Raw genomic sequence first — 24,711 nt, 5'->3', positions numbered from 1 at the left:
CATCTTTCGAGGCCAGTGCGTTGGCAGGACCGTAGGTGGACTGGTCTTGAAAGCCGTTCCCTCAGAGCGGTGGCCCTGGCCGAGCTGGATCCGGCCGACCGAGGTGATCAGCAGCGCGATGGGTGGCGGTCTCTACGGGGTGCTGCCGGGTGGTCGTGCTGGGTCGCCCCGTACTTGTGCGGACGGCCGCCCTGCCACTCGGTCCACCGAGGGTCGTCCATCACTTCGGCAGCGTCCGGCAGGCCAGCTCGGCGTAGAAACTCGACTACGTCGCTGTCACTGCGGGCGAGGCCCGCGACCTGGCCACGGATCGTCACTCGACGACCGCCTGTTCCGGTCGCACGGTGGATGACGATCGGTGCGTCCCTCATAGCCTCAAAGTCCCGCAGCTCGCGATTCAAAGCACTCCGAGCTCTCGGTCTGGTCGGCAGTACGGGCAAGCCGTGATGCCGTCTTCCGTAAGTGCGCGCAGTGCCTGCTCGTGCGTCATCGACTGCGTTCTCTTCCCGCTCATTGCGCAGTCGCCCGTGTGCACCGCGTCGACCTGGGCCCCATGCCCTGTGCGCAGTAGCGAGAGCTTCCACTCAGGCGCTGCCGGCGGAAGCGTGCGAGCAGCGCGGACGGCCAAAGCTTCGCGTGCTTCCAGCTCAGCGATCGTCCGGTCCGTTCGTCCTAGCTGGTACGCCTGCCACTCACGCACTATGCGTAGGCGCTGTAGTCGAGAGAGGTTTTCGGACACGTATTCGATTCTAGCCCTCGGTGTGCGGCCTCGCCCGCTGCTGACCTCTGGTGCGATGGGTACGGTCGCAGGGGCGTGGCCGGGCCGTCTGTGGGCCGTCGGAGGGCCGCCGATGGCGACCGGCAACGACCAATGTTGACCAGCCGGGGGCGAGCTTGGTGCCACCTGAGCAGGCGACGACCGTGAGGACCATAGGCTGTCTGCCACACTGGAAGAACCATGCCTGTACCTGGAGAACTCACTTTCGTCGCGCCGCGCGGAGCCAAGAAGCCCCCGCGGCACCTCGCCGATCTCACGCCCGCCGAGCGCCGCGAGGCCGTGGCCGCCATCGGCGAGAAGCCGTTCCGCGCCAAGCAGCTGTCGCAGCACTACTTCGCGCGGTACGCGCACGACCCGGCGGAGTGGACCGACATCCCCGCCGGCTCGCGCGACAAGCTCCAGGCGGAGCTGCTGCCCGAGCTGATGACCGTGCTGCGCCACATCAGCTGTGACGACGACACCACCCGCAAGACCCTCTGGAAGATGCACGACGGGACGCTCGTCGAATCCGTCCTGATGCGCTATCCGGACCGGGTCACCATGTGCATCTCGTCGCAGGCCGGATGCGGCATGAACTGTCCGTTCTGTGCCACCGGGCAGGCGGGGCTCGACCGCAATCTGTCGACCGCCGAGATCGTGCACCAGATCGTGGACGGCATGCGCGCGCTGCGCGACGGCGAGGTCCCCGGCGGCGCCGCGCGGCTGTCCAACATCGTCTTCATGGGCATGGGCGAGCCGCTCGCCAACTACAAGCGGGTCGTCGGCGCCATCCGCCGGCTCACCGACCCGGAGCCGGACGGTCTCGGGCTGTCGCAGCGCGGCATCACCGTGTCGACCGTGGGCCTCGTGCCGGCCATGCTGCGCTTCTCCGACGAGGGCTTCAAGTGCCGCCTCGCCGTCTCGCTGCACGCCCCGGACGACGAGCTGCGCGACACCCTCGTGCCGGTCAACACGCGCTGGAAGGTGCGAGAGGTGCTGGACGCGGCGTGGGAGTACGCCGAGAAGTCCGGCCGTCGCATCTCCATCGAGTACGCGCTGATCCGCGACATCAACGACCAGGCATGGCGCGGTGACCTGCTGGGACGCCTCCTCAAGGGCAAGCGGGTACACGTCAACCTGATCCCGCTCAACCCGACCCCGGGTTCGAAGTGGACCGCCTCGCGTCCCGAGGACGAGAAGGCGTTCGTCGAGGCGATCGCAGCTCATGGTGTGCCCGTGACCGTACGGGACACCCGTGGCCAGGAGATCGACGGAGCGTGCGGACAGCTGGCGGCCACCGAGCGATAGGCCGGTGAAAGGGTCCGTGTAACGTGGGCCGCACATTTTCATATTCCGACAGGGGAGCGCCACAGCGCTGAGAGTGCGGTACGCCGCAGACCCTCTGAACCTTGCCCAGGTCATTCTGGGTAGGAAGTTCGGTCACTACTCGAGCTGTTGCGCCCTGCCCGTTTTCCCCGGGCAGGGCCGCGTCTCTTCCTGGATGTCCCATCCCAGGAGGAATTCAGTGCACACCACCAAGAAGTTCGCGGCCACCGCGCTGGCCGCCGCGCTCGGCGTCTCGACGCTCGCGGCGTGCGGGGGCGACAAGGACGACGCCGGATCCGGCGACGGCAAGAAGTCCAAGACCGTGACGCTGGTCAGCCACGACTCGTTCGCCGCGTCCGACGCCGTACTGAAGGCGTTCACCAAGGAGACCGGCTACACGGTCAAGGTCCTCAAGAGCGGGGACGCGGGCGCCGCCCTCAACCAGGAGATCCTGACCAAGGGCTCCCCGCGTGGCGACGTCTTCTTCGGTGTCGACAACACGCTCCTGTCGCGGGCCCTGGACAACGGCATCTTCACGCCGTACGAGGCCAAGGGGCTCGGGGCCGTACCGGAAGGCGTTCAGCTCGACGGCGACAAGCACCGCGTCACACCCGTCGACACCGGCGACATCTGCGTCAACTACGACAAGAAGTACTTCGCCGACAAGAAGCTCGCGCCGCCGAAGTCCTTCGACGACCTGATCAAGCCGGAGTACAAGAACCTGCTCGTGACCGAGAACGCCGGGACCTCCTCGCCCGGCCTCGGCTTCCTGCTCGGCACGGTCGGGCAGTACGGCGACGACGGCTGGGAGAGTTACTGGAAGAAGCTCCGGGCCAACGGCGTCAAGGTCGTCGACGGCTGGGAGCAGGCGTACAACGAGGAGTTCTCCGGCTCCGCCGGCGGCAAGAAGGCCAAGGCCGACCGGCCGCTGGTCGTCTCGTACGCCTCCAGCCCGCCCGTCGAGGTGCTGTACGCGGAGCCGCAGCCCAAGGAGGCGCCGACCGGTGTCGCGACCGGCACCTGCTTCCGGCAGACCGAGTTCGCGGGGCTGCTGACCGGCGCGAAGAACGAGGAGGGCGGCAAGGCGCTCATCGACTTCCTCATCGGGAAGAAGTTCCAGGAGGACATGCCGCTGAACATGTTCGTGAACCCGGTGATCAAGGACGCGAAGCTGCCCGAGCTGTTCACCGAGCACGGCGTGGTCGTCGACAAGCCGCAGACCGTGGCCCCCGAGAAGATCGCCGACAACCGTGAGCAGTGGGTCAAGTCGTGGTCCTCGCTCGTCCTGAAGTAGCCAGGAAGGCAACCGGGAACAACGAGAGCACGCGCGGGAGCGCGGTGCGGCTCGGTCTCATGGCCCTGCCCGTCGCGTTCTTCGCGGTGTTCTTCGCCTACCCCGTGGCCGCGATCGTCGGCCGCGGGCTCAAGGTGGACGGCGTCTGGCAGTTCGGCCGGATCGGCGAGGTGCTCGCCGATCCGGACATCCTCGACGCGCTGTGGTTCACGACGTGGCAGGCCCTCGCCTCGACGGGGCTCACGCTGCTGATCGCGCTTCCCGCGGCGTACGCCTTCGCCCGGCTCGACTTTCCCGGCAAGCAGCTGCTGCGCGCCGTGGTCACCGTGCCGTTCGTGCTGCCGACCGTCGTCGTCGGGACCGCGTTCCTGGCGCTGCTCGGGCGGGGCGGGCTGCTGGACGAGCTGTGGGGCGTACGCCTCGACACAAGCGTGTGGGCGATCCTCCTCGCGCACGTCTTCTTCAACTACGCGGTGGTCGTCCGGACGGTGGGCGGCCTCTGGTCGCAGCTCGACCCGCGTCAGGAGGAGGCGGCGCGGGTGCTCGGCGCCGGGCGGTTCGCCGCGTGGCGGCGGGTGACACTGCCGGCGCTGGTGCCGGCCGTGGCCGCCGCGGCGCTGATGGTTTTCCTGTTCACGTTCACCTCCTTCGGCGTCGTGCAGATCCTCGGCGGGCCCGCTTACTCCACCCTGGAGGTGGAGATCTACCGGCAGACCGCGCAGTTCCTTGATCTGCCGACGGCGGCCGTGCTCACGCTGGTGCAGTTCGCGGCGGTGGGCGCGATCCTCGCCGTACACGCGTGGACGGTACGGCGCCGGGAGAGCGCGCTGAAGCTGGTCGATCCGGCGCGGACCGCGCGGCGTCCGCGCGGGGCGGGGCAGTGGGCCCTGCTCGGTGGCGTGCTGGCGACGGTGGTGCTGCTGATCCTGGTGCCGCTCGGGGTGCTCGTCGAGCGGTCGCTGGACGGGCCCGGCGGGTACGGGTTCGGGTACTACCGGGCGCTCCAGTCGGCGGGCGCGAGCGGGGGCACCTTCCTCGTACCGCCGCTGGAAGCCGTGTGGAACTCGCTGGAGTACGCCCTGGCGGCGACCGCGATCGCGCTGGTCGTCGGCGGGCTCGCGGCGGCGGCACTGACCCGGCGGGCGGGGCGGCTGGTGCGCGGCTTCGACGCGCTGCTGATGCTGCCGCTGGGCGTTTCCGCGGTGACGGTGGGCTTCGGTTTCCTCATCACCCTCGACGAGCCGCCGCTGGATCTGCGCACGTCGTGGATTCTGGTGCCGCTGGCGCAGGCGCTGGTGGGTGTGCCGTTCGTCGTACGGACCATGCTGCCCGTACTCCGGGCGGTCGACGAGCGGCTGCGCGAGGCGGCCGCGGTGCTCGGGGCCTCGCCGCTGCGGGCGTGGCGGGAGGTCGACCTGCCGATGGTGCGGCGGGCGCTGCTGGTCGCCGCCGGGTTCGCCTTCGCCGTATCGCTGGGTGAATTCGGCGCGACGGTCTTCATCGCGCGGCCGGACAATCCCACGCTGCCGGTGGCCGTGGCGCGGCTGCTGGGGCGGGCGGGGGACTTGAACTACGGGCAGGCGATGGCTCTGAGCACGATTCTGATGGTGGTGTGCGCGGTGGCGCTGCTGGTTCTCGAACGCATGCGGCCCGACCGATCCGGATCCGGGGAGTTCTGATGTTGCGGCTGGACGGGGCGACCGTGCGGTTCGGGGAGCGGGCGGCGCTCGACGACGTGGACCTGGAGGTCGCCGAGCACGAGATCGTGTGTGTGCTCGGGCCGAGCGGCAGCGGTAAATCCACGCTGCTGCGGGTGGTCGCCGGGCTGCAGACGGCGGACGCCGGGCGGGTGCTGCTCGACGGGCGCGACCAGCGCGGGGTGCCGGTGCACCGGCGCGGGGTCGGGCTGATGTTCCAGGACCATCAGCTGTTCCCGCAGCGGGATGTCGGCGGGAATGTCGCCTTCGGGCTGCGGATGCGGGGCGCGGGCAGGGCCGAACAGGTCCGCCGGGTCGGGGAGCTGCTGGAGATGGTCGGCCTGCCGGGTGCCGGGCGGCGCGCGATCAGCACGCTCTCGGGCGGCGAGCAGCAGCGGGTCGCTCTGGCGCGGGCGCTGGCCCCGGAGCCGAAGCTGCTGATGCTCGACGAGCCGCTGGGGCAGCTGGACCGCGGGCTGCGCGAGCGGCTGGTCGTCGAGCTGCGTCAGCTCTTCGAGCGGCTGGGTACGACCGTACTGGCCGTCACGCACGACCAGGGCGAGGCCTTCGCGCTCGCCGACCGGGTGGTGGTCATGCGGGAGGGGCGGATCGCGCAGACCGGTACGCCGCTGGAGGTCTGGCGGCGGCCGGCCTCCGAGTTCGTCGCGCGCTTCCTCGGGTTCGACAACGTCGTCGCGGCGACGGTCAGCGGCGAGGCGGCCGACACGGTGTGGGGCAAGGTCCCTGTTCCGGCGGGAACGGCGCAGGGGGAGGCGCGGCTCCTGGTACGGCCGGCGGGCGTGAGGCTGGTGCCGGTCTCGGAGGGACTGCCGTGCGCCGTTACGGCGCGGACGTTCCGGGGGCACCATGTCGCCCTGCTGCTGCAGCCGGTGGGGGCGCCGCTGCTGGAAGCGGAGTGCGCGCTGCGGGACGCGCCGGAGGTGGGGGCGCAGGTGGGCATCGCCTTCGCGGCGGAGGAGGTTGTGGTGCTGGGAGCAGGGGCGGGGGCGCGAGGCTGAGGGAGTGGGGTGGGGCTTCACCCCGGATCCCGGTCCTTCAAGCGCCACGGGCTGACACTGGGCGCCGAGGCGGCCGCGGACGACCCCGCGTCGGCCTGCCGACGGGTGGCGAACCGGCCGGCGTCGAGCGCCCGCGCCGCCTCGGGGCACTGTCCAGCCCGTCCGGGGTCGAGGCCCCCGTAGGACTTCAGAGTTGTGTACCCGGGCGGACCAGGCCCAGTTCGTACGCCAGGATTACCGCCTGCGCCCGGTCCCTCAGGCCCATCTTCGTGAACAGCCGGTTGATGTGGGTCTTCACCGTGTGGTCCGTGATCGTCAGCCGTCCGGCGATGTCCGCGTTCGACAGGCCCTGCGCGATCAGGACAAGCACTTCCACCTCCCGTGCCGTCAGGTCCTCGACCGTGCGCACCGGCCGCGCTGAGGCCCGCGCGGAGACCCGTGCCTTGATGAACTGCCCGATCAGCCGCTTGGTGATCTCGGGCGAGAGCAGCGCGTTCCCGGCCGCCACCACCCGCACCGCGTGCAGGAGTTCGGGGAACGTCGCATCCTTGAGCAGGAAGCCGCCCGCCCCCGCGGCCAGCGCCTCGTACACGTATTCGTCCAGACCGAAGGTCGTCAGCATCAGGACCTTCGTCGCGCCGTCCGAGGCCGCGAGGATCTCGCGGGCGGCCTCGATGCCGTTCTTGTGCGGCATCCGGATGTCGAGCAGCGCCAGGTCGGGGCGGGTCTCGGCGGCGACCCTGACCGCCTGCGCGCCGTCCTCGGCCTCGCCCACCACCTCGATGTCGTCCTGGGTGCCGAGCAGGCTCACGAAGCCCGTCCTTACGACCGCCTGATCGTCCGCCACCATCGCCCTGATCACCAAGGCAGCTCCCCCTCCACCAGAAATCCGCCGTCCGGGCCGGGGCCCGCGCTCAGCCGCCCGCCCACCAGCGCCGCCCGCTCGCGCATGCCGGTCAGGCCGTGGCCGGCCGGAACCGGTCCTGTCGGACCCGGTGCGGTGAGTCCCGGGCCGTCGTCGCCTATGCGCAGGGCCAGCCGGTCGGAGCCGTAATCGATCTCCACCACCGTACGGGCGCCCGGCGCGTGCTTGCGCGTGTTGGTCAACGCCTCCTGCACGATGCGGTACGCCGAAAGCTCCCACGCCGCAGGCAGCTCGAGCTGTTCGCCGGTGACCTTGAGCTCCGCCTCGCCGCCCACCGCCCGGTGCTGGTCGAGCAGTTCGGGGAGGTGGGCGAGGGTCGGCTGGGGTGCGGTGAGGGCCGGGCCGTCCTGCTGCGGAGTGCGCAGTACGCCGAGGAGGCGGCGCAGCTCGGCCATCGAGGAGCGGGCGGTGGACGCGATCTGCTGGAAGCCGTCGCGGGCTTCGGGGGTGAGACCCGGGGTGGTGTACGTCGCGCTCTCCGCCTGCACCGCGATCATCGACACCGAGTGGGAGACGATGTCGTGCAGCTCGCGGGCGATCGCCGCCCGTTCCGCCTCGGCGGCCTGTTGTCGCTCCATCGCGATCAACTGGTCGTGCGCCAGAGCGCGTTCGCGCCGGGTTTCCTCCCGGGCCCGTACCGCGTCGCCCATCGAAACGGCCCCCAGCAGCACCACCGAGAGGACGAACGCCTCGGCGAAGAGCCCCAGCGAACCGGGGCCACCGAGGGCCGGGACCGGCAGGTCGTCCTGCCGGGACCAGTCGGCGATGTGCGCCAGGTTCACGGCGAGGGAGCCGAGCACACCGCCCGCGAGGAGGATCGCCGGGTGGTGGACGCGGCGGCGGCCCAGCGTGTAGAAGCCGACGAGTCCGCTGACGATGGTGCAGACGTAGAGGCTGCTGCCCGCCGCGAAGGCGACCAGGCCCGCGGCGACCGTGAGTACGGCGACGGGCGGGCAGGAGCGCCGCCACATGAGCGAGGCGGCGGAGAGCAGCACGCCCACCGCGATCGTCACCGATCCGGGGTAGGCGAACAGCTCCACGACCGCGCAGGCCGTCAGGGCGCCACCGGTGATCCAGGGGTAGGCGGGGCCGGTGATCCACGCGCGAAGGCGCTGCCGGGCGGACGAACTCATACCCCCATTCTTCGGATTGGGCCGGTGGACCGCGTCACCGCACGGGTTGAGCCGGGGGACGGGGGTCATGCCACGGGTTGACGGTGGGGATCGGATTCCCGTTTGACGCCGTGGGACCGGGGGATTTCTAGCGTTGTCCGGCATGAGTGATCTCCGTGTCCCGGTGCGCATACCCTCCGTCCGGCGTGAGCGCGCGCTGTGGGCCGCGTGTGCGGCCGTCGCGCTCGCGCTCGCCGCGCTGTCGGATCTCGCGCCCCACCGGGTCTGGGGCCTGACCGCGGCGCTCGGGTACGGCGTCGCCGCGCTCACCGCCTCCCGGGCGGTGGCCGTCGCCGGCGCGGTGGTGCTGCCGCTCGGCGTACTCCTCGCCACCGGGCTCGCGCAGCTGGAAGTGGCCGTCGTGGAACGCTCGGGGGAACGGCTCGCGGCGACCGGCGGCCCGTACCTCCCCGACCCCTCCGCCGTCGCGGACTTCAACCCGTACCTGCCGGGCATGGCGGTCTTCGGCCTGCTGCCCGGTGACGCCCGCTGGTGGACGGGCGCGGTCTTCGCCGGGGCGCTGGCCGCGGCGGCGGGCCGGTGCGGGAGGACGGCGTTGCTGGTCGCGTGCCCGGTCGTCGCCCTGCCCCTGTGCGTGGGCGGTACGGATCTGCCCGTCGTCGGGCTGATGTGCCTGGGGACCGCGCTCGCCGGACAGGGCCGCGCCCGGCAGGCGGGACTGGTGCTCGGCGTGGTCGCCGCGCTGAAGTGGACGGCCTGGCCCGCGCTTCCGGTCGCCTGCGCGCTGCTGGCCGTACGAGGCGGGAGGCGGCCGGCGGGGCGATTCGCCGGTGTGGCGCTGGGGACCGGGGTGGTGGCCGTCGCGCCGTTCCTCCTCGCGGATCCCGCCGGATTCCACGCCAACGTCGTCGCCTTCCCGCTCGGCCTCGGTACGGCCGCCTCGCCCGCCGCCAGCCCGCTGCCCGGTCACCTCCTCGCCGCGTATGTGCCCGGCGGCACAGTGATCGCCCTGTCGCTGCTCGCGGTGAGCGCCCTGCTGCTGTCCGTCTCCCTGTGCGTACGGCCACCGCTCACCGCCCGGGCCGCCGCGGACCGCCTCGCGCTCGGCCTCGGGCTCGCCATGACCCTGATGCCGGCCACCCGTTTCGGCTACCTCGTCTACCCGCTCGTGCTCTGGGCGCTGCCCCGGTGCGGAGCGCGGCCGGCACCCGTCCCGCGAAAGGCCACGACATGACCCGGACCCTCGTCGTCACCAACGACTTCCCGCCCAGGCTGGGCGGCATAGAAACCTTCGTGCACGCCATGACCAGCCGCTTCCCCGCCGACGAGGTCGTGGTCCACACGTCGTGCGAGCCGGGCTGGGCGGTGTACGACGCGACGCTCCCGTACCCCGTCGTACGCTCGCCCGTGCGGACGCTGCTGCCGACCCGGCGTACCGCCGCCCAATCGGCCGCCATAGCCCGGCGGTACGGCTGCGACCGGGTGTGGTTCGGGGCCGCGGCGCCGCTCGGGCTGATGGCGGAGCGGCTGCGGAGCGAGACCGGGATACGGACCGCCGTCGCCACCACGCACGGCCACGAGGTCTGGTGGGCGCGCACGCCGGGCGCGCGCGAACTGCTGCGGCGGATCGGGGCGCGGGCCGACACGGTGACGTACCTCGGGGCAAGCACCCGCGCCCCGATCGCGGCCGCGATGGGGCCGGGCGCGCGGCTGGAGCGGCTTGTCCCGGGCGTCGAGACCGTCGCCTTCCGGCCCGGTCTCGATGCCGCGCCGGTGCGCGAGCGGTACGGCCTCGGGGACCGGCCGGTGATCCTCTGTGCCTCACGGCTCGTCGTCCGCAAGGGGCAGGACACACTGATCAGGGCGCTGGGGAGGGTGCGCCGCGAGGTGCCGGGCGCCGTGCTGCTGCTGGTGGGGGGCGGCCCGTACGAGCGCCGGTTGCGCCGGCTGGCCGCCGCGTACGAGGTCGAGGACTCCGTCGTCTTCGCGGGCGGCCACCCGCACGACGCCATGCCGTCCTTCTACGCCGCCGCCGATGTCTTCGCGATGCCGTGCCGCACGCGAAGGCGGGGACTGGAGGTGGAGGGACTCGGGATCGTGTTTCTGGAGGCCGCGGCGTGCGGGCTCCCGGTCCTCGTGGGCGACTCGGGCGGTGCGCCGGATGCCGTACGGGACGGGGAGACGGGGTACGTCGTCGACGGGAGGTCCGGTGCGGCGGTCGCCGAGCGGCTGGTACGGATGCTCGCCGATCCCCTTCTCGCCCGGGCGATGGGCGAGAAGGGGCGGGAGCTGGTGCGTACGGAGTGGAGCTGGGACCGGTCGTACGAGCGGCTCGTCGCGCTACTCGGAGGCGAGCCGGGCCAGCGCCGCCGGGGCCTCTTCGACGGTGTCGACCAGGGCGATGCGTGACTCCATCGGGCGGCCCTCGGCCAGGGACTGGAGAAGAGGCCAGGTGGGGAGCTTCTCGGTCCAGTGGGCGCGGTTGACGAGGACCATGGGGGTCGGTTCGCCGCGCGACTCGTAGTAGTTGGGGGTCGCGTTGTCGAAGATCTCCTGGACCGTGCCGGCCGCGCCGGGCAGGAAGACGACGCCGCCGTTGCAGCGGGCGAGCAGGCCGTCCTCGCGGGTGGCGTTGGCGAAGTACTTGGCGATGTGTCCGGCGAAGGGATTCGGGGGCTCGTGGCCGTAGAACCAGGTGGGGATGCCGACGGAGTCGCCGCCGGACGGCCAGCGGTCGCGTACGTCGAAGGCGGCACGCGCCCAGTCGGTGATCGAGGGGGTGAAGGACGGGGTCTTGGCGAGGAGTTCGAGTGCCTCGTCGAGTGCGGCGTCGTCCTCGAGCGGAGCCATGTACGCGCCGAGGTTCGCCGCCTCCATCGCGCCGGGGCCGCCGCCCGTCGCCACGGTCAGACCGCTGCGGGCGAGGGTGCGGCCGAGGCGGGCGGCGCCCTCGTAGGCGCGCGTGCCGCGGGCCATCGCGTGGCCACCCATGACGCCGACCACGCGGGCGCCGACGAGGTGTTCGTCGAGGGCGTCGGAGACGGCGTCGTCGTGGATGGAGCGGAGCATCGACGCGAATATGTCGCCGTCGGCCTTGGTGCGCTGGAACCAGGCGTAGGCCAGGGCGTCGGGAGTGGCGTCGTACCCCTGCTCCAGGTGCTCGAACAGCGCGCCTGCGGTGTAGAGGAGCCCCCGGTACGGGTCGAAGGGCAGGTCGGGGACGGGCGGGAAGACGAGCGCGCCGTCCGCGCGGACCTTGGCGAGGCCGTCGGGGTCCATGGGGCAGCCGAGGAACACGGCGCCGGATGTGGCGACGGCGAGGAGGTCGGGGGTGCGGGCCGTCAGGTCGACGGCCTGAACGCGGTAGCCGCCGAGGGAGCCGCGCGCGACGGCTTCGTCGAACTCGGCGAGGGTTTCGATCTCGCGGTCGTGGGCGGGGTCGTGGGCGCGTTCCGTGAGTTGAGGCACGCGAAGATGCTAGGCGGTACGCGGTGCGGTGCGGGGCGCAGGTCCGACCCCACTTCTGCCGCTTCGCCTTGACGCGGGGGAGGCACGCTCCGAGGCCCGGCGCCCCGGGGGCCGGCCGCGCCGCGTCGCCGTGCGGCGGTGCGACGGTCCCGGCCGGGCGGGCTGGTGTCGGCGTGCGGGCGGCGGGTCGGGCTTGAAGGCGAGGGCCGGGCCGTCCAGAGCCGTCAAGCCTGGGGTCCCCCAGCCCCGTCGGCATGTCGAGGCGTCAGCTCGTCAGAGGGAAAGCCGCCAGCGCCGCCAGGGCGACCGTCACCGGAGCGAAGACCGTGAGGACCGCTGCCGCCCTCAGGGCCGCTGCCGTACGGAGCGTCTGGGCCGGGGCGCCCAGGCCCACCAGCGCCTCCGTGGTCGTGGCGCGGGACTGCTTCGCCTCCAGGGCCGCCGTCAGCAGCGTGGCGACCGCGCAGGTCATCACCAGCCCGGCGCCCAGGCCGGTCAGGGGGCCGAAGGGGACGGGGGACGAACCGGCGTCGTGCAGTCGCGCCGCCGCGATCGCCGCCGATGCCACCGCGCACACCACGCCCAGGGGGCGGCCGACGCGGCGGGCTTCGCCCATCAGGACCCGGCCGGCCAGCAGCCGTACCGCGCCGGGGCGTACGGACTGGAGCAGGCGCCCCGAGAGGTACGTCAGACCGGGGCCGGCCAGGGCCAGGCCGACGGCGGTGAGCGCCCAGCCCGTCAGGACTCCGGCCGGTAGGACGTCCAGCCGGCCCGGCAGCGGGAGCGCCGCGCCGGGCTTGCCGCGGCTCGCGTAGGTCTCGACGGCGAGGCCCGCGGCGACCAGGGCCACGCCCCAGGGCAGGCCCGTCGGGGGACCGGGGGCGGAGGGCTCGTCGTCCGGGTGCTTCGGGGTGCGCGGGCGCAGCACGAGGGCGCACACCGTCGCCGCCGCGACCGGTACCAGGGCCAGCAAGGTCAGAACGGCGGCCAGCGGCAACGGCTGCCCGGAGGCCAGCAGCTCCGCCCCCGCACCGTCGAACGGCAGGCCGGAGAGGTCGCCGCGCAGGTGCAGGAAGAAGAGGAGGGCGAGCGCGCTGCCCAGGGTGCACGACACCGCCGTGGAGACCGCGGCGAGCGCCGCCAGGCGTACCGGGCCCAGGCCGGCCGCGGAGAGCCCGGCGCGCGGCGCCCGCGGATCGGTACGGGCCACCGCCACCGCGAAGTAGACCGTGGCCGCCAGCGGGGGCAGGCACCAGAGCAGGCGCCGCACCGAGCCCGCGGACTGCTCGGGGTGGCCCAGCGCGTACCCCAGGGTGCACAGGAGCAGGAAACCTACGCCGCCCGACGCCGCCGCGACCAGCAGACGGCGCAGCAGGACCAGCGGGTGGGTGCCGCGGGCTAGACGGAGAGCGAGCACGCGGCCCGGCCTTCCGTACCATCGGCGCCGTCCGGTTGTACGGCGCCGACGCGGCGCCCGTCGAGCAGCGACACGGTGCGGTCCGCGAGCGTCGCCACGTCCACGTCGTGGGTCGCGAGGAGCACGGTGATCCGGTGCGAGCGGGCCGCGGTGGTGAGCGTACGCAGGACCTGGGCCCGGTCGGTGCGGTGCAGCGGCGCTGTCGGCTCGTCCGCGAAGAGCACCGTGGGGGCGGTGACGAGGGCGCGAGCGATGGCGACCCGCTGGCGCTGGGACTGCAGGAGCGCGGCCGGGCGCTTGCGGGCGATCATGCCGATGTCGAGCCGCTCCAGCCACTCCATGGCGGCCTTCTTCGCCGCGCGGTGCGAGGTGCCGTGCAGGAGGAGGGGGAGTGCGGCGTTCTCCCAGGCCTTCAGCTCCGGTACGAGTCTCGGCTCGGGGTCGATCCAGCCGAACCGGTCGCCGCGCAGCCGCTCGCGCAGCGGGAGACTCATGGTGTGCACGGGCGTGCTGTTGAACCAGACTTCGCCCTGCTGGGGAACGAGCTGGCCGGAGAGGCACCGCAGAAGGGTTGTCTTACCGCTGCCGCGCGGACCGCTGACGGCGAGGATCTCACCCTCGCGCACACCGAGCGAGACGCCGGTGAGGGCGGGGGATCCGCTGTGGGAGTAGTGCAGGGAGCGTGCCCACAGCACATCGTTGTCGGGCGGGGCCACCATGGCGTACACCTCACGTCTTGAGTGTCACGGCACGTCTTGAGTGTCACAGCAGTTGTCCCGTCCCCCGGATGGGGGAACGAAGTCGGGGCCGATCGGTCACTGCACCGTAAGGACGTGAGACGGGGTGGCGTGGCAAGCGCGCGGCCCGGATACGTCCGTTCTCACTCGAACGGGTGTATCCGGGCCGCGATTGGGTCATACGATCAGAGCAAGCCCGGATCTCGGCCGGAAGACCTTGACCGGTGGCTCCGGATCAGAGCTTGGTCCAGGCCTCCGTGAGCACCTGGCGCAGGATCCCCTCGATCTCGTCGAAGGTCTCCTGGTTGGAGATCAGCGGCGGCGCGAGCTGGACGACCGGGTCGCCACGGTCGTCGGCGCGGCAGTACAGACCGTTCTCGAAGAGGGCCTTGGAGAGGAAGCCGTAGAGCACGCGCTCCGTCTCCTCGTCCGTGAAGGTCTCCTTCGTGGCCTTGTCCTTCACGAGCTCGATGCCGTAGAAGAAGCCGTTGCCGCGTACGTCGCCGACGATCGGCAGGTCGAGCAGCTTCTTCAGCGTCGAGTGGAACGCGTCCTCGTTGTCGAGAACGTGCTGGTTGAGACCCTCGCGCTCGAAGATGTCGAGGTTCGCGCAGCCGACCGCAGCGGAGACCGGGTGGCCACCGAACGTGTAGCCGTGCAGGAAGGTGTTGTCACCCTTGTAGAACGGCTCGGCCAGACGGTCCGAGATGATGCACGCGCCAATCGGGGAGTAACCCGACGTCATGCCCTTGGCGCAGGTGATCATGTCCGGCACGTAGTCGAACTTGTCGCAGGCGAACATCGTGCCGAGGCGGCCGAAGGCGCAGATGACCTCGTCCGAGACGAGCAGCACGTCGTACTTGTCGCAGATCTCGCGGACCCGCTGGAAGTACCCGGGCGGCGGCGGGAAGCAGCCACCGGCGTTCTGCACCGGCTCCAGGAAGACGGCGGCGACCGTCTCGGGGCCCTCGAAGAGGATCTCCTGCTCGATCTGGTCGGCGGCCCAGCGGCCGAAGGCGACCGGGTCGTCGCCGTGGATCGACGCGCGGTAGATGTTGGTGTTCGGGACCTTGTGCGCACCCGGTACGAGCGGCTCGAAGGGGGCCTTCAGGGCCGGCAGGCCGGTGATGGACAGGGCGCCCTGCGGGGTGCCGTGGTAGGCCACCGCGCGGGATATCACCTTGTACTTCGTGTGGTTGCCGGTGAGCTTGTGGTACTGCTTCGCCAGCTTCCACGCGGTCTCGACGGCCTCGCCGCCACCGGTGGTGAAGAAGACCTTGTTCAGGTCGCCCGGCGCGTAGTTCGCGAGGCGCTCGGCCAGCTCCACGGCCTTGGGGTGCGCGTACGACCAGATCGGGAAGAAGGCGAGCTCCTGCGCCTGCTTGTACGCGGTCTCGGCAAGCTCGTGACGGCCGTGGCCGGCGTTGACCACGAACAGGCCGGAGAGACCGTCGAGGTACTTCTTGCCCTTGTCGTCGTAGATGTAGGTGCCCTCACCACGCACGATGGTGGGCACGGGTGCGTTCTCGTAGGACGACATGCGGGTGAAGTGCATCCACAGGTGGTCGTACGCGGTCTTGGAGAGGTCCTGGCTCACGACTATCGGGTTCCCCACATATAGGTCTGCTTCTTCAGCTTGAGGTAGACGAAGCTTTCGGTGGACCGCACGCCGGGGAGCGAGCGGATCCTCTTGTTGATCACTTCGAGCAGGTGGTCGTCGTCCTCGCAGACGATCTCCACCATGAGGTCGAAGGAGCCCGCGGTCATCACCACGTACTCGCATTCGGCCATGGCCGTCAGCGCTTCCGCGACGGGATCGAGGTCGCCCTCGACGTTGATGCCGACCATGGCCTGACGTCGCAGGCCCACGGTGAGCGGGTCGGTGACGGCGACGATCTGCATCACGCCCTGGTCGAGCAGCTTCTGTACGCGCTGGCGTACCGCCGCCTCGGAGAGGCCGACGGCCTTGCCGATGGAGGCGTAGGGACGGCGTCCGTCCTCCTGGAGCTGCTCGATGATCGCCAGAGACACGGCATCGACCGTTGGGGACGAGCCGTTCCCGGTTCTGGAATCTGCGCTTCTACTGGCCACGTCCTCACTGTGCACGACGTCTCGACTGTTCCGCAACCCCAAACCGATGAAATTCGTTGTTTGAAGCATCGGATCTTGCTGAATCCGAAGTTCCCGGCAGGCGGGTATGTCGAAAGCGACACCTGAGCGACTAGGGTGGGGATCTCAGTAATCGGACATCCGACAAGGGAGGGGTGGCTGTGACCACCGAACTGCGCCGCCTGCGCAACTACATCGACGGAGAGTTCCGCGAAGCCGCCGACGGGCGGACCATCGACGTGGTCAACCCGGCCACCGGCGACGTGTACGCCACCTCGCCGCTCTCCGGCCAGGAGGACGTCGACGCCGCCATGGCGGCCGCCGCCGCGGCTTTCCCGGCCTGGCGCGACACCACGCCCGCGGAGCGCCAGAAGGCGCTGCTCAAGATCGCGGACGCCTTCGAGGAGCGCGCCGAGGAGCTCATCGCGGCCGAGTCCGAGAACACCGGCAAGCCGCTCGGTCTCACGCGGACCGAGGAACTGCCGCCCATGGTCGACCAGATCCGCTTCTTCGCGGGTGCGGCCCGGCTGCTCGAAGGCCGCTCGGCCGGCGAGTACATGGAGGGTCTGACCTCCATCATCCGCCGCGAGCCGGTCGGCGTCTGCGCGCAGGTCGCGCCGTGGAACTACCCGATGATGATGGCCGTCTGGAAGTTCGCCCCGGCGCTCGCCGCGGGCAACACCGTGGTCCTGAAGCCGTCGGACACCACGCCCGCCTCGACGGTCCTCATGGCCGAGATCATCGGCAGCATCGTCCCCAAGGGCGTCTTCAACGTCGTCTGCGGCGACCGTGACACCGGCCGCGCGATGGTCGAGCACCCGGTCCCGGCGATGGCCTCCATCACCGGTTCCGTACGGGCCGGCATGCAGGTCGCCGAGTCCGCCTCCAAGGACGTCAAGCGCGTCCACCTGGAGCTGGGCGGCAAGGCGCCGGTCGTCGTCTTCGACGACACCGACATCGCCAAGGCCGTCGAGGACATCTCGGTCGCGGGCTTCTTCAACGCCGGCCAGGACTGTACGGCCGCGACGCGCGTGCTCGTACAGGAGTCGATCCACGACGAGTTCGTGACCGCGCTGTCGAAGGCCGCCGCCGACACGAAGACCGGGCAGCCGGACGACGAGGACGTGCTCTACGGCCCGCTCAACAACGCCAACCAGCTCAAGCAGGTCAGCGGCTTCATCGACCGCCTCCCGGCGCACGCCAAGGTCGAGGCGGGCGGCCAGCAGGTCGGCGACAAGGGTTACTTCTACGCCCCGACCGTCGTCTCCGGCCTCAAGCAGGACGACGAGATCATCCAGAACGAGGTCTTCGGCCCCGTCATCACCGTCCAGTCCTTCACGGACGAGGCGCAGGCCCTCGAGTGGGCCAACGGCGTCGAGTACGCGCTGGCTTCCTCCGTGTGGACCAAGGACCACGCGCGGGCGATGCGCATGTCCAAGAACCTCGACTTCGGCTGTGTGTGGATCAACACCCACATCCCGCTGGTCGCGGAGATGCCGCACGGTGGCTTCAAGAAGTCCGGTTACGGCAAGGACCTCTCGGCGTACGGCTTCGAGGACTACACGCGCATCAAGCACGTGATGACCTCGATCGAGGGCTGATCAGGACGCTGTTCCACGAGGGCGGGCAATAGACAGACTGTCTATTGCCCGCCTTTCGTGCGCGGGACGAGAGTGGGGGCCATGAGTGATCTTGGTCGTGTGTCGCGTCGTACGCTGCTCCGCGGATTCGGTACGGCGGGCGCGCTGGGCGCACTCGCCGGGTGCGGGGTGCCCGCCGCGTACGTCGAACCGGGCGACCGGGCCGCCGCCGACGACCGGTCGGCGCGCGACCACAGCCTTCAGTTCGCCAACTGGCCGCTCTACATCGACACCGACGACGAGAACGCGTCGCGGCGGCCCACGCTCGACGCCTTCACGGAGCGGACCGGGATCGCCGTCCGCTACACCGAGGAGATCAACGACAACGACGAGTTCTTCGGGAAGATCAGCCCCGCGCTGATGAACCACCAGGAGACCGGCCGCGACCTCATCGTCATCAGCGACTGGATGGCCGCCCGGTTCGTACGCCTGGGCTGGGTCCAGGAGATGGACCGGGCGAAGCAGCCGAACGTCGCCAAGTACCTTGACCCGCAACTGCGTACGCCCGCCTTCGATGAGGGGCGGCTGCACTCCGTGCCCTGGCAGTCGGGGATCACCGGCATCGCGTACAACCGCAGGAAGCTCGGGCACGACATCCGCTCCACCTCCCAGCTGTGGGCGGACGACCTGCGCGGCAGGGTGACGCTCTTCTCGGGGCTCGACGAGAGCTTCGCCCTGCTGATGCAGGGCAACGGCGCCGATGTCACGCGCTGGACCGCCGACGACTTCCACGCGATGTGCGAGCAGGTGGAGAAGCTCGTGCGGCGCAGGCACATCAGGCGCTTCACCGGCAACGACTACATCAAGGACCTGGCCGGCGGCGACGTACTGGCGTGCCAGGCGTACTCCGGCGACGTCATCCAGCTCAAGGCGGACAACCCGGACATCGAGTTCGTGGTGCCGCAGGAGGGGGCGGAGCTGTGGGCGGAGAGCCTGATGATCCCCAACCTCGCCCGGCACAAGCGCAATGCGGAGAAGCTCGTCGACCACTACTACGATCCCGAGGTCGCGGCCGAACTCGCGGCCTGGGTCAACTACGTCTGCCCGGTTCCGGCGGCGCGCGACATCCTGGCCTCCGCGAAGGACGAGGAGACCGCCGCGCTCGCCGAGGACCCGCTGATCTTCCCCGACGACGCGATGCGCGAGCGGCTCGCGATCGCGCGGGACATCACGGCGGAGGAGCGGGTGGGCTTCGCGAAGCGTTGGAACGCGATCGTCGGGCTGTAGGGGCCGGTGTAAGGAGCAGGTAAACACGGGCGTACGCTGCGGGCATGAACGAGGCGAACGTCCTTCTGCGGCGCATACGTGTGTGGCTGGTCTTCTTCATCGTCGCTCTCGTGCTCAGCGGGCTGACGGCCTTCCCGCTCGTCACCGAACTCCACTGGCTGGAGAGCCTGCTGAAGTCCTCCGCCTCCCCGGTGCCCGAGCACTTCCCCGCGCTGATGGGCTGGATCGAGCGCGTCCGGGAGGGTCTCGACGCCACCGATGCCGCCTACCCCTTCGTCCTGTACGGGACGGACTGGCTGGCCTTCGCGCACCTCGTCATCGCCGTCGCGTTCTACGGCCCGTACCGCGATCCGGTGCGCAACATCTGGGTCGTCGAGTTCGGGATGATCGCCTGCGCCGGGATCGTCCCGCTCGCGCTGATCTGCGGACCGGTCCGGGGCATCCCCCTCTGGTGGTCGCTCATCGACATCTCCTTCGGGGTGTTCGGCGTCATCCCTCTCTACGTCGTACGGCGGAAGATCAAGCAACTGGAGTCGCTCACCGCGCCGGTGAGCTTCGCGGTACCGGCCGCGGTCTGAGCGGGCGGCGGTCCCAGCCGGTAGCTGTCCGAGCCGGCGGCGCAGCGCCGCCACCGTGCCACCTGCCCGCCGTCAGGGCTTGCGGGCCACCGCGCCGAACTGGGCCACCTCCGGCGCCCCCTCGTCGCCGCGCCAGCGCGCGCACGAGACGATGCCGGGCTCCAGGAGCTCCAGTCCCTCGAAGAACGACGCGAACTCGGCGCGGTCGCGCGCCACGATCGGCGGCGTCGCGTTCTCGTTCCAGAAGCGCATCGCAGCGGCGTTGCCCTGCCCGCCCAGTTCGAGGGTGGGGTGGGTCAGTACCAGGTGGCTGCCGGACGGTACGGCGTCCATCAGTTCCCGTACGACCGACCTCGCCTTTCCGGTGTCCTGGACGAAGTTGAGGATGCCCAGCATCATCACCGCGACCGGCTGCCCGAGGTCCAGCGTCGCCGCCGCGGCGCTCAGGATCTCGCCGGGCGCGTGGGCGTCCGCGTCGACGTACTCGGTGACGCCGCCGGGGGTGCCGGTGAGCAGGGCGCGGGCGTGGGTGAGCACGATGGGGTCGTTGTCGACGTACACGACGCGCGCTTCGGGTGCGACGCGCTGGGCGACCTCGTGGGTGTTGTCGGCCGTGGGCAGTCCGGTGCCGATGTCCAGGAACTGGCGCACCCCCGCGTCCGCCGCCAGGTGGCGCACCGACCGCTTCAGGAACGCCCGGTCCGCGCGCGCCACTTCACCGATGCTGGGATACATACCGGTGACCTGGTCGCCCACCGCACGGTCGACGGGGTAGTTGTCCTTGCCGCCGAGCCAGTAGTTCCAGACGCGGGCGTTGTGCGCGATGTCCGTGCGGATTCTGTCCATCCGGCCATCATGCCGGAACTCAAGTCGCGTGAGACTGGGCCTTCTTGAGGAGTGTGTGCAGGACGTCGACGCGGTTGGTGGTGATGGAGTCGACGCCGTGGCCGATCAGGCGGCGCATCGTACGCCCGGTGTCCGCGGTCCAGGCGGAGACCAGCAGCCCGTCCCGGTGCACCCGGTCCGTGAGGTCGCGGCCGACCAGGCCGAAGCGGTAGTTGAGCCACCGGGGCTTCACCGCGTCGAGCAGCGTAGGGCGGGGCGGGGTGAGGGTCGTCCAGGTCATGGCGATCTCGGCGCCGGGGTCGGTGGCGCGTATGTCGAGCATGGCGGAGGTGCCGCCGCAGTAGTACGCGCGCCCGGCGGCTCCGCACTCGTGGACGACGCCGACCACGGTGCGTACCGATTCGGCCGTGGCGCCCGGCAGGTCGATCATCACGCGGTGGTCGCCGAGGGAGCCCAGGGCCTCGCGCAGGGTGGGGATCCCGTCGCCGGTGAGCTCGCGCAGGTCCTTCTCGGTGAGGTGGGCGAGCAGCCGCTCGTGACCCCAGAGCCGCTTGAGCGAGTCGTCGTGGAGCAGGACGGGGACGCCGTCGCGGGTCAGCCGGACGTCGATCTCGACGGCGTCCGCGCCCCGCTCCAGGGCGGAGCGGAGCGAGGCCAGGGTGTTCTCACGGACCCGGTACGGGTCGCCGCGGTGGGCCACGGCAGTGACGGTGCGCATGGCCCCATTGTGCGGGCGGGTACCGGACGGGCGGGTGCGGGACGGGCGGGGGTCAGAAACGCGTCCGCGTCATCGCGCGAGCCAGTCCGCCGTGTACGCGTCGATCTCGTCGGTGATCCGCGCTTTGCCCACCGGGTCGAGGAACGAGGCCTCCACGGCGTTCTTGGCGAGGCCGGCGACACCGCGCTCGTCGAGGCCGAGCAGCCGGGCAGCTACGGCGTACTCGCTGTTGAGGTCGGTGCCGAACATCGGCGGGTCGTCGCTGTTGATCGTGACCAGGACGCCCGCGTCCACCATCTCCCTGACCGGGTGCTCGTCCAGCGTGGCCACCGCGCGGGTCGCGATGTTGGAGGTCGGGCAGACCTCGAGCGGGATGCGGTGCTCGGCGAGGTGGGCCAGCAGCCGCGGATCCTGGACGGCGCTGGTGCCGTGGCCGATGCGCTCGGCGCGCAGGTCGTTCAGCGCGTCCCAGACGGTCTGGGGCCCGGTCGTCTCACCGGCGTGCGGGACCGAGTGCAGACCGGCCGCGATCGCGCGGTCGAAGTACGGCTTGAACTGGGGGCGCGGTACGCCGATCTCGGGGCCGCCGAGCCCGAACGACACCAGACCCTCGGGCCGCAGGTCCACGGCCAGCCGCGTCGTCTCCTCCGCCGCTTCGAGGCCGGCCTCGCCGGGGATGTCGAAGCACCAGCGGAGTACGGTGCCGAGCTCGGTCTCGGCCGCCTTGCGGGCGTCCTCGATGGCCTCCATGAAGGCCTTCTCGTCGATGCCGCGGCGGGTGGAGCTGAACGGCGTGATGGTCAGCTCGGCGTACCGGATGTTCTGCCTGGCCATGTCGCGGGCGACCTCGAAGGTCAGCAGCCGGACGTCCTCCGGGGTGCGGATCAGGTCCACGACGGAGAGATAGACGTCGACGAAGTGCGCGAAGTCGGTGAACGAGAAGTAGTCGACCAACGCCTCGGGGTCGGTCGGGACCTTCGAGTCGGGGTGCCGGGCGGCCAGTTCGGCGACGATGCGCGGGGAGGCGGATCCGACGTGGTGCACATGCAGTTCGGCCTTGGGCAGCCCCGCGATGAAGTGGTGCAGATCGGTCATCGGATCCTCCGGTGTACGGGCAGGTGGAGCGGGTTCGAGGATCATCGTAGGCGGGCGGTACGGGCCGGAACGCAGGCCGTAGCATGGCGGAATAACGATGGGGGAGGCACATGTCAGACAACGCACAGCAGCCCTCGGGCCCGCCGCCCGAGCAGCCGCGCGACCCATGGGCTCCGCCCGAGCAGTCGGCGCAGAAGGTGCCCCTGGACAAGCCGGAGGCCGCGCGGCCTCCGGTGCACGACCAGCAGACGGTCACCTCGGTGCCGCTCGCCGAACCGGCACCGGGCTTCGGGCCGGGCACGGGAACGGGCGCGGCTCCCGGCCAGGGCGCGGTGCCGCCGCCGCCCGCCGCACCGGTGGGCCAGGGCGGTCCGGCGCAGTCGGCGCCCGGCACCTACGGCTACCCGGCGTACGGGGCCCCGCAGGCCCAGGCTCCGTACAGCACCGGCGGCTACCCCGGTTATCCCGGATACGGCGGCCCGGCCGCCTGGACCGGACAGCAGGCCCCGGCGCCGGCCAATGGTTACGGCATCACCGCCATGGTGCTCGGCATCATCGCCGTCACGTTCTTCTGCGCGTACGGACTCGGGATCATCCTCGGCATCCTGGCGCTGATCTTCGGCATCCTGGGCCGCAAGCGGGTCCAGCGCGGCGAGGCGACGAACAGCGGCATGGCGCTGGCCGGGATCATCCTCGGTGTCATCGGCTTCGTGCTCAGCTCGGCGTTCATCGGGTTCATCGTGTGGGCGATCGTCCAGTCGGAGAACGACAAGGACCTCGACTCCGAGTACGACCCGTACGCGAACTCCTCACTGGTGGTCGAAGCCCCCGTTCGCGGCTAGGCGCCGCGAGCCCCCTCCCCGCACCGGGGCGCTGCCCGGACCCCGGTCCGCGGCCGCCGGACGGGCCGGCCTCTCCACCCCGGAGAGGCCGGCCCGTCCGGCGTTCCAGGGCCCGTCGGCAGGCCCTCCGAGCCCCCGGGCCCGCCCCGCCCCGCCTGCGGTTTCGCCCTGCGGGGCGGTCCTGCCACGCCGGGTGTGCGCATGCCACGGACACTCCGTACGGTATTTCCGGCTCGCCTCGACACATGGTCGACCGATTCCGTCGCGTAACCAAAAGGCAACAACGGAATCCCTTGTTGGTGATCAGTCCCTCTGTCAGGATCGGCACTCAAATCCAGCTGGAGCTACGGAGTGCGTCATGGTCAACCGTTTCCCGGTGCAGGACCGATTCGCGGACGGTGCGCAGTACATCGGCGGACAGCTGCGGGCAGGCACCTCGGGACGTACCCACGCCGTCGTGGACCCCGCGACCGGCGAGAAGGTGTACGAGTACGAGCTCGCGTCCACCGCCGATGTCGACGCGGCGGTCGCCGCCGCCCGTGACGCCTTCCCCGGCTGGTCCGCCGCCACCCCGGCGGAACGCTCCGAGGCGATGCACCGCTTCGCCGCCGTGCTCGCCGAGCAGGCCGAGGACTTCGCGTACGTCGAGTCGCTCCAGTGCGGCAAGCCGATCAAGCTGTCGACCGAGTTCGACGTGCCCGGGAGTGTCGACAACACCGCCTTCTTCGCGGGCGCGGCCCGCCACCTGGAGGGCAAGTCGGCCGGCGAGTACTCCGGGGACCACACCTCGTACGTACGCCGCGAGCCGATCGGCGTCGTAGGCTCCATCGCCCCCTGGAACTACCCCCTCCAGATGGCCGCCTGGAAGGTCCTGCCGGCCATCGCGGCGGGCAACACCATCGTCCTGAAGCCCGCCGAGATCACCCCCCTGACGTCGGTCATGTTCGCGCAGGCGGCCAAGGAGGCCGGCATCCCGGACGGTGTCGTCAACATCGTCACGGGCGCGGGCAAGGACGTGGGCGAGCACCTCGTCGGGCACCCGGACGTGGTCATGACCTCCTTCACCGGGTCGACCGCCGTCGGCAAGCGCGTCGCGGAGATCGCCACCTCCACGGTCAAGCGCCTCCACCTCGAACTCGGCGGCAAGGCCCCCTTCGTGGTCTTCGACGACGCGGACCTCGAAGCCGCCGTGAACGGCGCGGTGGCCGGCTCGCTCATCAACACCGGGCAGGACTGCACGGCCGCGACCCGCGCCTACGTCCAGCGCCCGCTCTACGACGCCTTCGTCGCGGGCGTCGCCGAGGTGATGGACAGCGTGCGGGTCGGTGATCCCTTCGACCCGTCCACCGACCTCGGGCCGCTCATCAGCCACGCCCAGCGCGACCGGGTCGCCGGATTCGTCGAGCGGGCCCGTGCGTACGCCCGGGTCGTGGCCGGCGGCGAGGCGCCCGGCGGAGACCTCGCCGAGGGCGCGTACTACCGGCCCACGCTCGTCGTCGACGCCCCGCAGGACAGCGAGATCGTCCAGGCCGAGATCTTCGGCCCGGTCCTGGTCGTGCTGCCCTTCGACACCGACGAGGAAGGCATCGCGCTGGCGAACGACACGCCGTACGGACTCGCCGCCTCCGCCTGGACCCGGGACGTGTTCCGCGCGAACCGTGCCACCCGCGAGATCAAGGCGGGCTGTGTGTGGGTCAACGACCACATCCCGATCATCAGCGAGATGCCGCACGGCGGATACAAGGCCAGCGGCTTCGGCAAGGACATGTCGGCGTACTCCTTCGAGGAGTACACGCAGGTCAAGCATGTGATGTACGACAACACCGCGGTCGCCCGCAAGGACTGGCACCGCACGATCTTCGGGGACCGATAGAGCTACGCCG

At 71.0% G+C, this 24,711-nt stretch carries 23 protein-coding genes; 11 read left to right on the top strand and 12 right to left on the bottom strand.

The window, feature by feature from the left end; all coding sequences use genetic code 11:
• Positions 1 to 107: 107 nt before the first annotated feature.
• Entirely contained in the window at positions 108 to 371 is a 264-nt protein-coding gene (locus tag ACWIHY_RS31120; protein ID WP_454379376.1) for a hypothetical protein, read from the bottom strand.
• A 26-nt stretch (positions 372 to 397) separates the two neighbouring features.
• Positions 398 to 700 (bottom strand): DUF6233 domain-containing protein, encoded by a 303-nt coding sequence (locus ACWIHY_RS31115; RefSeq protein ID WP_454379425.1) that lies wholly within the window; start codon positions 698 to 700, stop codon positions 398 to 400.
• Positions 701 to 958: 258 nt separating this feature from the next.
• Here ACWIHY_RS31115 and rlmN point away from each other — a divergent pair, with 258 nt between their 5' ends.
• The 4 genes from rlmN to ACWIHY_RS31095 all read left to right on the top strand — a co-directional run bounded on the left by rlmN (position 959) and on the right by ACWIHY_RS31095 (position 6,093).
• Positions 959 to 2,065, top strand: coding sequence for a 23S rRNA (adenine(2503)-C(2))-methyltransferase RlmN (rlmN, locus tag ACWIHY_RS31110; protein ID WP_454379374.1), 1,107 nt, complete (start codon positions 959 to 961; stop codon positions 2,063 to 2,065).
• Between the two features lie 217 nt (positions 2,066 to 2,282).
• Positions 2,283 to 3,377 (top strand): thiamine ABC transporter substrate-binding protein, encoded by a 1,095-nt coding sequence (locus ACWIHY_RS31105; protein ID WP_454379372.1) that lies wholly within the window; start codon positions 2,283 to 2,285, stop codon positions 3,375 to 3,377.
• Positions 3,378 to 3,436: 59 nt separating this feature from the next.
• The gene (locus ACWIHY_RS31100) at positions 3,437 to 5,056 is read left to right on the top strand and encodes an ABC transporter permease (protein ID WP_454379370.1); all 1,620 of its coding nucleotides are present in this window, start codon (positions 3,437 to 3,439) and stop codon (positions 5,054 to 5,056) included.
• The gene (locus ACWIHY_RS31095) at positions 5,056 to 6,093 is read left to right on the top strand and encodes an ABC transporter ATP-binding protein (RefSeq protein WP_454379368.1); all 1,038 of its coding nucleotides are present in this window, start codon (positions 5,056 to 5,058) and stop codon (positions 6,091 to 6,093) included. The genes ACWIHY_RS31100 and ACWIHY_RS31095 overlap by 1 nt, the downstream gene beginning before the upstream one ends.
• Positions 6,094 to 6,280: 187 nt before the next feature.
• Here ACWIHY_RS31095 and ACWIHY_RS31090 read toward each other — a convergent pair whose 3' ends face one another.
• On the bottom strand, positions 6,281 to 6,958 hold the full coding sequence (locus tag ACWIHY_RS31090; protein ID WP_454379366.1) for a response regulator: 678 nt from the start codon (positions 6,956 to 6,958) through the stop codon (positions 6,281 to 6,283).
• Positions 6,952 to 8,151, bottom strand: coding sequence for a sensor histidine kinase (locus tag ACWIHY_RS31085; protein WP_454379365.1), 1,200 nt, complete (start codon positions 8,149 to 8,151; stop codon positions 6,952 to 6,954). Before ACWIHY_RS31085 ends, ACWIHY_RS31090 begins: the two co-directional genes overlap by 7 nt.
• 142 nt (positions 8,152 to 8,293) lie before the next feature.
• Here ACWIHY_RS31085 and ACWIHY_RS31080 point away from each other — a divergent pair, with 142 nt between their 5' ends.
• A complete protein-coding gene (locus ACWIHY_RS31080; protein WP_454379364.1) occupies positions 8,294 to 9,385 on the top strand; it encodes a glycosyltransferase 87 family protein in 1,092 nt (363 codons plus the stop codon).
• Positions 9,382 to 10,560 (top strand): glycosyltransferase family 4 protein, encoded by a 1,179-nt coding sequence (locus ACWIHY_RS31075; protein WP_454379362.1) that lies wholly within the window; start codon positions 9,382 to 9,384, stop codon positions 10,558 to 10,560. The genes ACWIHY_RS31080 and ACWIHY_RS31075 overlap by 4 nt, the downstream gene beginning before the upstream one ends.
• Here the strand turns inward: ACWIHY_RS31075 and ACWIHY_RS31070 are convergent.
• The 5 genes from ACWIHY_RS31070 to ACWIHY_RS31050 form a co-directional block, all read right to left on the bottom strand.
• Positions 10,492 to 11,619 (bottom strand): LOG family protein, encoded by a 1,128-nt coding sequence (locus tag ACWIHY_RS31070; protein WP_454379360.1) that lies wholly within the window; start codon positions 11,617 to 11,619, stop codon positions 10,492 to 10,494. The two genes, ACWIHY_RS31075 and ACWIHY_RS31070, sit on opposite strands and share 69 nt — an antisense overlap.
• Positions 11,620 to 11,884: 265 nt before the next feature.
• On the bottom strand, positions 11,885 to 13,036 hold the full coding sequence (locus ACWIHY_RS31065; protein WP_454379359.1) for a hypothetical protein: 1,152 nt from the start codon (positions 13,034 to 13,036) through the stop codon (positions 11,885 to 11,887).
• Positions 13,018 to 13,755, bottom strand: coding sequence for an ABC transporter ATP-binding protein (locus ACWIHY_RS31060; protein ID WP_454379358.1), 738 nt, complete (start codon positions 13,753 to 13,755; stop codon positions 13,018 to 13,020). Before ACWIHY_RS31060 ends, ACWIHY_RS31065 begins: the two co-directional genes overlap by 19 nt.
• A gap of 253 nt (positions 13,756 to 14,008) precedes the next feature.
• Positions 14,009 to 15,388 (bottom strand): aspartate aminotransferase family protein, encoded by a 1,380-nt coding sequence (locus ACWIHY_RS31055; protein WP_454379356.1) that lies wholly within the window; start codon positions 15,386 to 15,388, stop codon positions 14,009 to 14,011.
• Positions 15,373 to 15,879: an Lrp/AsnC family transcriptional regulator gene (locus ACWIHY_RS31050; RefSeq protein WP_215133344.1), complete on the bottom strand. Its 507-nt coding sequence runs from the start codon at positions 15,877 to 15,879 to the stop codon at positions 15,373 to 15,375. Before ACWIHY_RS31050 ends, ACWIHY_RS31055 begins: the two co-directional genes overlap by 16 nt.
• Positions 15,880 to 16,043: 164 nt before the next feature.
• Between ACWIHY_RS31050 and ACWIHY_RS31045 the strand changes: the two genes are divergently transcribed.
• The 3 genes from ACWIHY_RS31045 (at position 16,044) to ACWIHY_RS31035 (ending at position 19,327) form a co-directional block, all read left to right on the top strand.
• On the top strand, positions 16,044 to 17,483 hold the full coding sequence (locus ACWIHY_RS31045) for a gamma-aminobutyraldehyde dehydrogenase (RefSeq protein ID WP_454379354.1): 1,440 nt from the start codon (positions 16,044 to 16,046) through the stop codon (positions 17,481 to 17,483).
• A 99-nt stretch (positions 17,484 to 17,582) separates the two neighbouring features.
• Positions 17,583 to 18,749: an extracellular solute-binding protein gene (locus ACWIHY_RS31040; protein WP_454379423.1), complete on the top strand. Its 1,167-nt coding sequence runs from the start codon at positions 17,583 to 17,585 to the stop codon at positions 18,747 to 18,749.
• Positions 18,750 to 18,793: 44 nt separating this feature from the next.
• Positions 18,794 to 19,327 (top strand): hypothetical protein, encoded by a 534-nt coding sequence (locus tag ACWIHY_RS31035; protein WP_454379352.1) that lies wholly within the window; start codon positions 18,794 to 18,796, stop codon positions 19,325 to 19,327.
• Positions 19,328 to 19,399: 72 nt separating this feature from the next.
• On the opposite strand, the gene ACWIHY_RS31030 is transcribed toward ACWIHY_RS31035, so the two are convergent.
• The 3 genes from ACWIHY_RS31030 to ACWIHY_RS31020 form a co-directional block, all read right to left on the bottom strand.
• Positions 19,400 to 20,173 carry an SAM-dependent methyltransferase gene (locus tag ACWIHY_RS31030; RefSeq protein WP_454379351.1) on the bottom strand — a complete coding sequence of 258 codons (774 nt, stop codon included), beginning with the start codon at positions 20,171 to 20,173 and terminating at the stop codon, positions 19,400 to 19,402.
• Between the two features lie 19 nt (positions 20,174 to 20,192).
• On the bottom strand, positions 20,193 to 20,891 hold the full coding sequence (locus ACWIHY_RS31025) for a glycerophosphodiester phosphodiesterase (protein WP_454379349.1): 699 nt from the start codon (positions 20,889 to 20,891) through the stop codon (positions 20,193 to 20,195).
• Positions 20,892 to 20,960: 69 nt separating this feature from the next.
• On the bottom strand, positions 20,961 to 21,986 hold the full coding sequence (locus ACWIHY_RS31020; protein ID WP_454379347.1) for an adenosine deaminase: 1,026 nt from the start codon (positions 21,984 to 21,986) through the stop codon (positions 20,961 to 20,963).
• A gap of 110 nt (positions 21,987 to 22,096) precedes the next feature.
• Between ACWIHY_RS31020 and ACWIHY_RS31015 the strand changes: the two genes are divergently transcribed.
• Positions 22,097 to 22,828: a DUF4190 domain-containing protein gene (locus ACWIHY_RS31015; protein WP_454379346.1), complete on the top strand. Its 732-nt coding sequence runs from the start codon at positions 22,097 to 22,099 to the stop codon at positions 22,826 to 22,828.
• Positions 22,829 to 23,186: 358 nt separating this feature from the next.
• The gene (locus ACWIHY_RS31010) at positions 23,187 to 24,701 is read left to right on the top strand and encodes a gamma-aminobutyraldehyde dehydrogenase (RefSeq protein WP_454379344.1); all 1,515 of its coding nucleotides are present in this window, start codon (positions 23,187 to 23,189) and stop codon (positions 24,699 to 24,701) included.
• Positions 24,702 to 24,711 lie beyond the last annotated feature (10 nt).

The sequence above is a fragment of the Streptomyces sp. NPDC055287 genome (assembly GCF_053646035.1).
This window is presented reverse-complemented; position numbering and strand designations above follow the sequence as displayed.

Excerpts from the sequence above, each read along its gene's own strand:
- ACWIHY_RS31015 (WP_454379346.1), top strand. The coding sequence starts at position 22,097 with ATGTCAGACAACGCACAGCAGCCCTCGGGCCCGCCGCCCGAGCAGCCG.
- ACWIHY_RS31025 (WP_454379349.1), bottom strand. The coding sequence starts at position 20,891 with ATGCGCACCGTCACTGCCGTGGCCCACCGCGGCGACCCGTACCGGGTC.
- ACWIHY_RS31120 (WP_454379376.1), bottom strand. The coding sequence starts at position 371 with ATGAGGGACGCACCGATCGTCATCCACCGTGCGACCGGAACAGGCGGT.
- ACWIHY_RS31095 (WP_454379368.1), top strand. The coding sequence starts at position 5,056 with ATGTTGCGGCTGGACGGGGCGACCGTGCGGTTCGGGGAGCGGGCGGCG.
- ACWIHY_RS31035 (WP_454379352.1), top strand. The coding sequence starts at position 18,794 with ATGAACGAGGCGAACGTCCTTCTGCGGCGCATACGTGTGTGGCTGGTC.
- ACWIHY_RS31010 (WP_454379344.1), top strand. The coding sequence starts at position 23,187 with ATGGTCAACCGTTTCCCGGTGCAGGACCGATTCGCGGACGGTGCGCAG.
- rlmN (WP_454379374.1), top strand. The coding sequence starts at position 959 with ATGCCTGTACCTGGAGAACTCACTTTCGTCGCGCCGCGCGGAGCCAAG.
- ACWIHY_RS31085 (WP_454379365.1), bottom strand. The coding sequence starts at position 8,151 with ATGAGTTCGTCCGCCCGGCAGCGCCTTCGCGCGTGGATCACCGGCCCC.
- ACWIHY_RS31060 (WP_454379358.1), bottom strand. The coding sequence starts at position 13,755 with ATGGTGGCCCCGCCCGACAACGATGTGCTGTGGGCACGCTCCCTGCAC.
- ACWIHY_RS31100 (WP_454379370.1), top strand. The coding sequence starts at position 3,437 with ATGGCCCTGCCCGTCGCGTTCTTCGCGGTGTTCTTCGCCTACCCCGTG.
- ACWIHY_RS31080 (WP_454379364.1), top strand. The coding sequence starts at position 8,294 with ATGAGTGATCTCCGTGTCCCGGTGCGCATACCCTCCGTCCGGCGTGAG.
- ACWIHY_RS31030 (WP_454379351.1), bottom strand. The coding sequence starts at position 20,173 with ATGGACAGAATCCGCACGGACATCGCGCACAACGCCCGCGTCTGGAAC.
- ACWIHY_RS31075 (WP_454379362.1), top strand. The coding sequence starts at position 9,382 with ATGACCCGGACCCTCGTCGTCACCAACGACTTCCCGCCCAGGCTGGGC.
- ACWIHY_RS31020 (WP_454379347.1), bottom strand. The coding sequence starts at position 21,986 with ATGACCGATCTGCACCACTTCATCGCGGGGCTGCCCAAGGCCGAACTG.